Source organism: Xanthomonas sp. SHU 308 (assembly GCF_000364645.1).
GTDB lineage: Bacteria > Pseudomonadota > Gammaproteobacteria > Xanthomonadales > Xanthomonadaceae > Xanthomonas_A > Xanthomonas_A sontii.
Map to the genome: position 1 here is coordinate 1 of NZ_AQOK01000802.1, position 7,814 is coordinate 7,814.

Genomic DNA, 7,814 nt, shown 5'->3' on the forward strand with positions numbered 1-7,814 from the left:
AGCCGGCGCACCGATTGCAGCAGCCGTTCGGTGCTGAGCGGTTTCAGCAGCACGTCGGCGAACCCGGCGTCGAGCAACTGCGCGCGGACCGTGGCGCTGGTGTCGGCGGTATGCGCCAGCCCCAGGGTGCCGGGGCGTTGCCGCTGCAACTGGCACAGCAAATCGCTGCCGCTGCCGTCGGGCAGGTTGGCGTCGATCAGCCACAGGTCGTGCGCCTGCGTCTGCGCGCGGGCGAGGGCGCTGGCGACGGAGTCGGCCAGGTCCACCTGGGCCGGCAGCGCCTGCAGCGTCGCGTCGAAGAAAGCGCGGCTGATCGGGTCGTCTTCGACGAGCAGCAGTCGCGTTACCGGGTCCTGGTTCGATGCCATGCTGATGCCTCCATGCGGCGTGGTCGCATCCCGCGCGGTGGCGCGCGTGCGTGCGCCACTTTGCCTCGCCGGCGCGGCAATCGCAAGCCGGTCCCGGCCCGGCCCATCTGCGACAATAGCCGCCCTTTTCCGCCCGCAGCCTGTTGCCACGTGGCCCGATCCAGAAACCGTCTCGACCGCACGCCCTTCCAGACCGACATCGCCGACCTCAGCCACGACGGCCGCGGCGTCGCCCGCCGCGAGGGCGACAAGGTCGCCTTCGTCGCCGGCGCGCTGCCCGGCGAGACCGTCCTGGCCGAACCGACCGCGCGCAACCGCCACTTCGACGAGGCGCGCACCGTGCAGGTGCTGCAGGCCTCGCCGCAGCGGGTGACGCCGCGCTGTCCGCATTTCGGGGTCTGCGCCGGTTGCGTGCTGCAGCACCTGGCCGAGGACCAGCAGATCGTCGCCAAGCAGCGGGTGCTGACCGAGAACCTGGAGCGCATCGGCCACGTGACCCCGCAGGCGGTGCTGCCGGCGCTGACCGGCGCGCCCTGGGGCTATCGGCGCAAGGGCCGCTTCTCGGTTAGGCGGGTGGAAAAGAAGGACAAGACCCTGGTCGGGTTCCGCGAGCAGGATCCGCGTTTCGTCGCCGACCTGTCGGTCTGCCACACGGTGATCCCGCAGATCGGCTTCAAGGTGACCGCGCTGGCCGAACTGGTCGAAAGCCTGGACGGCAAGCGCGACATCCCGCAGATCGAGTTCATCGCCGGCGACGCCGCGGTGGCGCTGACCTTCCGCCACATGCAGCCGCTGAGCGCGCGCGACCAGGACGCGCTGATCGCCTTCGCCCAGGAGCACGACTTCGCCATCTTCCTGCAGCCCGGCGGTGTGGACAGCGTGCACCCGCTGTATCCGCAGGAGGTGCCGCTGTCGTTCCGGCTGCCGCAATGGGATGTGGAACTGGCGTTCCGGCCGCTGGACTTCATCCAGGTCAATGCCGCGCTCAACGAGAAGATGATCGCGCACGCGCTGGCCCTGCTCGACGCGCAGCCCGGCGACCGGGTACTGGACCTGTTCTGCGGCCTGGGCAACTTCACCCTGCCGCTGGCGCGCACCGTGCGCGAGGTGGTGGGCGTGGAGGGCGACGCCGGGCTGGTGGCGCGCGCGCGGGACAACGCGCAGCGCAATGGCCTGGACAATGCCCAGTTCTTCGCCGCCGATCTGACCCAGGACCAGCGCCAGGCGCCGTGGATGCGCCAGGGCTTCGACAAGTTGCTGCTGGACCCGCCGCGTTCCGGCGCGCTGGAGGTGCTGCAGCAACTGCCGCTGAAACAGTTCCAGCGCATCGTCTACGTCAGCTGCCATCCCGGCTCGCTGGCGCGCGATGCCGGCTACCTGGTCAACGAACAGGGCTTCGTGCTCAAGGCCGCCGGCGCGATGGACATGTTCCCGCACACCGCGCATGTGGAGAGCATTGCGGTGTTCGAAAAGCCGGGAATGGGGAATCGGGATTAGGGATTCGTCACAGCGGCTGCGCGCGCGGTTTAAGCTTTTTCCATTCTCCTTTCCCCATTCCCGATTCCCATGGCCATCGAAATCGAACGCAAATTCCTCGTCATAGGCGACGGCTGGCGCGCGGCGGCGCACGCGGTGATGCCGATGGCGCAGGGCTATCTCAACGACCAGGCGGCGCTGGCCAGCGGGGCGCAGAAGGCGTCGGTGCGGGTGCGGGTGCAGGGCGAGGCCGCGTTCCTCAACCTCAAGTCGCGCGAGCTCGGGCATACTCGCCAGGAGTTCGAGTATCCGATCCCGCCGGACGATGCGCGCGCGCTGCTGGCGCTGTGCGTGGGCGGCCTGATCGACAAGCGCCGACATCTCGTGCAGTACCAGGGCCACCTCTGGGAAGTGGACGAGTTCCTCGGCGACAACGCCGGGCTGGTGGTCGCCGAGATCGAGCTGGACAGCGCCGACGAGGCGTTCGCCACGCCGGACTGGCTCGGCGCCGAAGTCACCGACGATCCGAGGTACTACAACGTGGCGCTGGCGACGTGTCCATTCTGCGAATGGACGGGATTGGGGAGTCGGGATTAGGGATTGGCAAAGGCGGGCTAGCTGCAGCGATCCGGCTTATGCTTTTGCGAATCCCCAATCCCCAATCCCCAATCCCCGCTCATGCGCATCGATATCTGGTCCGACGTGGTCTGTCCCTGGTGCTGGATCGGCAAGCGCCGGTTGCAGCAAGGTCTTGCGTCGCTCGGCGCGGACGCGCCGGCGCTGGAGATCCACTGGCATCCGTATCAACTGGATCCGGACGCCGGCACCGAGCCGGTGCCGTTGCGCGAGGCCTATGCGGCCAAGTTCGGCGGTGCGGCGCGCACCGAGCAGATCCTGGCGCAGACCCAGGCCACCGCGCGCGCCGAAGGCCTGCCGTTCGACTTCGGTCGCGGCCAGGTGCGGGTGACCACGCTGCCCGCGCACCGGCTGCTGTGGCTGGCGGCGCGCGAGGGCGATGTCGACGCGGTCGCCGAGGCGCTGTTCCATGCGCACTTCGCCGAGGGCCGCAACCTGGCCGATCCGCAGACGCTGTGCGATGCCGGCGCCGCAGGTGGGTTGTCGGCGCCGCGGGTGCAGGCGCTGCTGGCCGGCGGCGAGGGACTGGACGAGATCGAGGCGGAACTGCGGCAGGCGCAGGCCATGGGCATCCGCGCGGTACCCACCTACGTCATCGATGGCCGCCAGGCGCTGCAGGGCGCGCAGCCGCCGGAGGTGTTCGCCGCCACCGTGCGCGGTTTGCTGGCCGACGCCCAGGCGGGCCGCGATTGCGGTCCGGACGGCTGCGCGGTCTAGGACGTCGCGCGCTGTACGTTGGGCTTCCCGCGCCGCGTGCGGCGCGCCAGACAGCGTCGCAGGAGGCGAGGGGCTTCCCGCGGTGATGCGCAGGCGTCCTGCTGATGCCCATGCCGGTTCGCCGTGGACGTGTCCCGCATCCCGCGCGCGCCAGCCACGGCAGCCAGGCAACGGGCCGCAAGGCCGCCTTGCGCGCGTGGACCGGATGAACTGCAGCGCGCCGCGGTCCTGCTGCGCTGCCCCTCGCCGCGCGTGCCTCAACTCGGACGCGTTCATTACCGGGACATGTCAGCTGGCAGGGGCGCGACCTGCCGCCGACGCCGGCATCTGCGACAATGCCGGCCCACAGGCGCCTGAACCGCGCCGGCAGGAGGAATCCCCCGCATGCTCGCGATCGGCGTTGCCGGTACCGAACTCACCGCGCAGGAGCGCGACTGGCTGCAGCACGATGCGGTGGCCGGCGTGGTCCTGTTCAAACGCAATTTCGCCTCGCGCGCGCAGGTGACCGAGTTGAGCGCGGCGATCCGCGCCGCCACGCCGCGGCCGCTGCTGCTCTGCGTGGACCAGGAAGGCGGGCGCGTGCAGCGCTTCCGCGAGGGCTACAGCGCATTGCCGCCGCTGCAGGATTTCGGCGCGCTGTACGCGCGCGATCCGGCCGCGGCGCTGGAGATGGCCGAGCAGCACGCCTGGCTGATGGCCAGCGAGATCCGCGCCAGCGGCATCGACCTCAGCTTCGCCCCGGTGCTGGACCTGGCCCGCGGCAACCGCGCCATCGGCGACCGCGCCTTCAGCGACGATCCGCAGGTGGTCGCGGCCTTCGCCACGGCCTATGTGCGCGGCATGCACAGCGTCGGCATGGGCGCGACCCTCAAGCATTTCCCCGGCCATGGCACCGTGCTCGAGGACACCCACGTCGACAACGCCGAGGACCCGCGGCCGCTGGAGACTCTGCGCCAGGAAGACCTGGTGCCGTTCGCCGCCGGCATTGCCGCCGGCGCCGACGCGGTGATGATGGCGCACGTGGTCTACCCGCAGGTGGCGCCGGAACCGGCCGGCTACTCGCCGCGCTGGATCCAGCAGATCCTGCGCCAGGAGCTGGGCTTCCGCGGCGTGGTGTTCTCCGACGACATCGGCATGGCCGCGTCGTTCGCCGCCGGCGGCGTCGCCGCGCGGGTCACCGCGCACCTGGACGCCGGCTGCGACGTGGTCCTGGTCTGCCACCCGGAACTGGTCGAAGACTCGCTGCAGGCCGTGCGCGATCGCCCGCTCAACACCGCCGCGCTGCTCGGCCTGATCGGCCGCGGCGGCCTTGGCTGGGACGGCCTGCTGGCCGACGCCCGCTACGGTCACACCCAATCCCATCTGCTCTCCACCTTCGGAAAAACCGCCTGATGTCCACTCTCACCATCGCCCAGGCCCTGGCCCAGGCCGACCTGCTGGTCGATCGCACCCGCATCGACCAGGCCATCGCCCAGATGGCCGACGCCATCGCCGCCGACTACCGCGGCGAAACCCCGGTCTACCTGACCATCATGCACGGCGCGCTGCCGTTCGCCGGCCAACTGGCGCTGGAACTGGGCAGCCGCGGCCAGGACCTGCAGCTGGACTACCTGCACGCCACCCGCTACCGCGGCGAGACCGTCGGCGGCGAACTGGTGTGGAAGCACCGTCCGGCCACCGCGCTGTACGGCCGCCGCGTGCTGTTGCTCGACGACATCCTCGACGAAGGCCTGACCCTGAAGGCAGTGCGCGAGTGGTGCCTGGAGCAGGGCGCCACCGACGTGCGCATCGCCGCGCTGACGGTCAAGCGCCACGACCGCTGCGTGCCCGGGGTCAGCGCCGACTACGTCGGCGTCGAAGTGCCTGACCGCTACGTGTTCGGCTTCGGCATGGACGTCAACGAGGCGCTGCGCAACCTGCCGGCGATCTACGCGATGAAGGAGTAAGCGGCCAGGCGAGCCAGCCTCGCCTGCGTCGCTGCCGTTTCCCGCTGCCGGCGCGCGTCGCCGGCGCAGGCGTTCCCTTTCGTTCGAGGATCCGCATTGGACAACATCGCACTGGCCGTCATCGGCGGCACCGGCGTCTACAAGCTCGCACAGTTGGACGACGTGCAGACCCACGAGGTCGAGACGCGCTACGGCGCGCCTTCCGGCCCGGTGCGGGTCGGCACGCTGCTCGACCACCGCGTCGCCTTCCTGGCCCGCCACGGCGAAGGCCATTCGCTGCCGCCGCACAAGATCAACTACCGCGCCAACCTTGCTGCACTGCAGCAGATCGGCGCCACGCGCGTGCTCGCGTTGAACACGGTGGGCGGCATCACCGAGCGCTTCGGCCCGCGCGTGCTGGCCTGTCCGGATCAGCTCATCGACTACACCTGGGGGCGCATCTCCACCCTGTGCGAAGAGCCGGGCAGCGAGGTGTTGCACGTGGATTTCGGTCATCCGTATTCGCCGCTGCTGCGCAGCAAGATCCTCGCCGCCGCGCGCGTCACCGGCACCGCGCTTGTGGACGGTGGCTGCTACGCCGCCACGCAGGGGCCGCGCCTGGAAACCATTGCCGAGATCGCGCGGCTGCGCCGCGACGGTTGCGACCTGGTCGGCATGACCGGCATGCCGGAAGCCGGGTTGGCGCGCGAGCTGGGCCTGGACTACGCCTGCCTGGCGATCGTGGCGAACTGGGCGGCCGGCTGCGGCGACGCCGAGGAAATCACCCTGGCCGAGGTGCTGGCCAATGTCGAGGCGGCCTCGGTCGGGCTGCCGGAGCTGGTGGGGGAACTGGCGCGCGGGTGATTGTCTTCGTTGCGCAAGCTTTGCATACTCCGCCGGTGCGGCTGCCGCACAACCACCACCCATTCACTGCAAAAGGTCTCGCATCACCATGCCGAACGGTACCGTCAAGTGGTTCAACGACGCCAAGGGATTTGGTTTTATTTCTCCGGAAGACGGTAGCGCCGATGTGTTCGCGCACTTCTCCGCGATCAACTCCAAGGGCTTCCGCAGCCTGCAGGAAGGACAGCGTGTCAGCTACGACGTGACCCAGGGTCCGAAGGGCGCGCAAGCCTCGAATATCACGCCGGTCGAGTAAGCGCGCGCGTTGACTCGGTTGTGCCTTGAACCCCGCTTCGGCGGGGTTTTTTATGGGAGACGCCGTGGTGTCGGCGTCGGCAGGCGGTGCGGGCAATGACGCAAGGATTGCAGATCGGGATCGTGGGGTATGGCACCGCAGGCCAGGCACTGGCGCTGCTGCTGGCGCGCGACGGGCACCGCGTGCAGGTGTTCGAGCGCGCCGCCGAGCCCGGGCCGGTCGGCGCCGGTTTCCTGCTGCAGCCGACCGGCCTGCAGGTGCTGTGGCGGATCGGCCTGCTCGAGCAGGCCCTGGCCTACGGCGCGCCGGTGCACCGCCTGTACGGCGAGACCCCGTGCGGGCGCGCGGTGATGGACATGCGCTACCGCGACCTGGAGGCGCGCCTGTTCGGGCTGGGCATGCAGCGCGGCGCCTTGTTCGCCCTGCTGGCGCAGGCCTGGGACGGCTACGCCACGCTGCAGCGCGATACGCGCATCGTCGCCATCGACGACACGCTGCGCCGGGTGCAGGACCAGCACGGCCGCTGGCACGGGCCGTTCGACCTGGTGATCGCCTGCGACGGCTCGACCTCGGCGCTGCGCGCGCAGGTGCAGGCGACGCGGCTGGACCGGATGTATCCGTGGGGCGCGCTGTGGTGCCTGCTGCCGCGCGGCGACTGGGCCTTCCCCGACGAACTGCGCCAGCGCTACGTGGCCGCGCGCAAGATGATCGGCCTGCTGCCGGTGGGCACCCGCCCAGGCGATGCCGAGCCGCGGGTGAGTTTCTTCTGGAGCCTGCCGACCGCCGAGTTCGATGCCTGGCAGGCGCGCGGTGTGCAGCCGTGGCTGGAGGAGATCGCGCAGCTGTGGCCGCAGGCGCGCGAACGCCTGGCGCAGATCGACGCACCGGCGCAACTGGCGCGGGCCAGCTACCGCGATGCGGTGCAGCGGCACTGGTACCGCGGCCGCCTGGTGCTGGCAGGCGACGCGGCGCATGCGATGAGCCCGCAACTGGGGCAGGGCGTCAACATGGCGCTGATGGACGCCTGGGCATTGAGTGAGAGCCTGCGCACCGCGCCGGACATCGACGCGGCGCTGGCGCGCTACCAGGCGCAGCGCCAGGCGCACGTGGCGGTGTACCAGTTCTGGAGCCGCTGGCTGACCCCGCTGTTCCAGTCCGAGCGCGACGTGGCGGCGCGGCTGCGCGACGTGGGCATGTTGCCGGCCGGGCGCATGCCCGGCGGCCGCGGGCACATGCTGCGCGTGCTCAGCGGCACCCAGCACGGCTGGTTGGGCAAGCTGCCGCTGGCGCCAGAGTTTCTCGAAGCGTTGCAGGACGCGGTGGCGCGGCGCGTGGCGCTGCCGTAGGCGGCGAGATCGCGGACGCAGGTGGACGCGGGCTTGGGTGATTCGTCGTGGCGACCGCGCGTGCAGAGCGCAACGCGGCGAGCGCGGTCCGACGGCGATGTTCTGTGTTTGCACTTGCAACATTGTCGTGCCGCGATTCGCCAATCTTGTGTGGGAGGGGCTTCAGCCCCGACACCCTTCAGTTGGT

At 70.4% G+C, this 7,814-nt stretch carries 9 protein-coding genes; 8 read left to right on the forward strand and 1 reads right to left on the reverse strand.

Going from position 1 to position 7,814, the window contains the following annotated elements; all coding sequences use genetic code 11:
- The coding region (locus D588_RS0121130) for a response regulator (RefSeq protein ID WP_017917411.1) at positions 1-368 on the reverse strand (368 nt) is incomplete at its 3' end.
- Positions 369-518: 150 nt separating this feature from the next.
- On the opposite strand from D588_RS0121130, the gene rlmD reads away from it, so the two are divergent.
- The 8 genes from rlmD (at position 519) to D588_RS0121170 (ending at position 7,627) form a co-directional block, all read left to right on the forward strand.
- Entirely contained in the window at positions 519-1,865 is a 1,347-nt protein-coding gene (gene rlmD, locus D588_RS0121135) for a 23S rRNA (uracil(1939)-C(5))-methyltransferase RlmD (protein WP_017917412.1), read from the forward strand.
- A 69-nt stretch (positions 1,866-1,934) separates the two neighbouring features.
- A complete protein-coding gene (locus tag D588_RS0121140; RefSeq protein WP_017917413.1) occupies positions 1,935-2,441 on the forward strand; it encodes a CYTH domain-containing protein in 507 nt (168 codons plus the stop codon).
- An 81-nt stretch (positions 2,442-2,522) separates the two neighbouring features.
- Positions 2,523-3,197, forward strand: a complete 675-nt coding sequence (locus tag D588_RS0121145; RefSeq protein ID WP_017911030.1) for a DsbA family oxidoreductase — start codon at positions 2,523-2,525, stop codon at positions 3,195-3,197.
- A gap of 384 nt (positions 3,198-3,581) precedes the next feature.
- Positions 3,582-4,589 (forward strand): beta-N-acetylhexosaminidase, encoded by a 1,008-nt coding sequence (gene nagZ / locus D588_RS0121150; RefSeq protein WP_017911606.1) that lies wholly within the window; start codon positions 3,582-3,584, stop codon positions 4,587-4,589.
- Complete coding sequence (locus D588_RS0121155; protein ID WP_017917414.1) at positions 4,589-5,143, forward strand: hypoxanthine-guanine phosphoribosyltransferase; 555 nt, start codon at positions 4,589-4,591, stop codon at positions 5,141-5,143. The genes nagZ and D588_RS0121155 overlap by 1 nt, the downstream gene beginning before the upstream one ends.
- A 96-nt stretch (positions 5,144-5,239) precedes the next feature.
- Positions 5,240-5,986 carry an S-methyl-5'-thioinosine phosphorylase gene (locus D588_RS0121160; protein WP_017917415.1) on the forward strand — a complete coding sequence of 249 codons (747 nt, stop codon included), beginning with the start codon at positions 5,240-5,242 and terminating at the stop codon, positions 5,984-5,986.
- A gap of 88 nt (positions 5,987-6,074) precedes the next feature.
- Complete coding sequence (locus tag D588_RS0121165) at positions 6,075-6,281, forward strand: cold-shock protein (RefSeq protein WP_003488188.1); 207 nt, start codon at positions 6,075-6,077, stop codon at positions 6,279-6,281.
- Between the two features lie 95 nt (positions 6,282-6,376).
- Positions 6,377-7,627 carry an NAD(P)/FAD-dependent oxidoreductase gene (locus tag D588_RS0121170; protein ID WP_026143961.1) on the forward strand — a complete coding sequence of 417 codons (1,251 nt, stop codon included), beginning with the start codon at positions 6,377-6,379 and terminating at the stop codon, positions 7,625-7,627.
- The last annotated feature ends 187 nt before the right edge of the window (positions 7,628-7,814 follow it).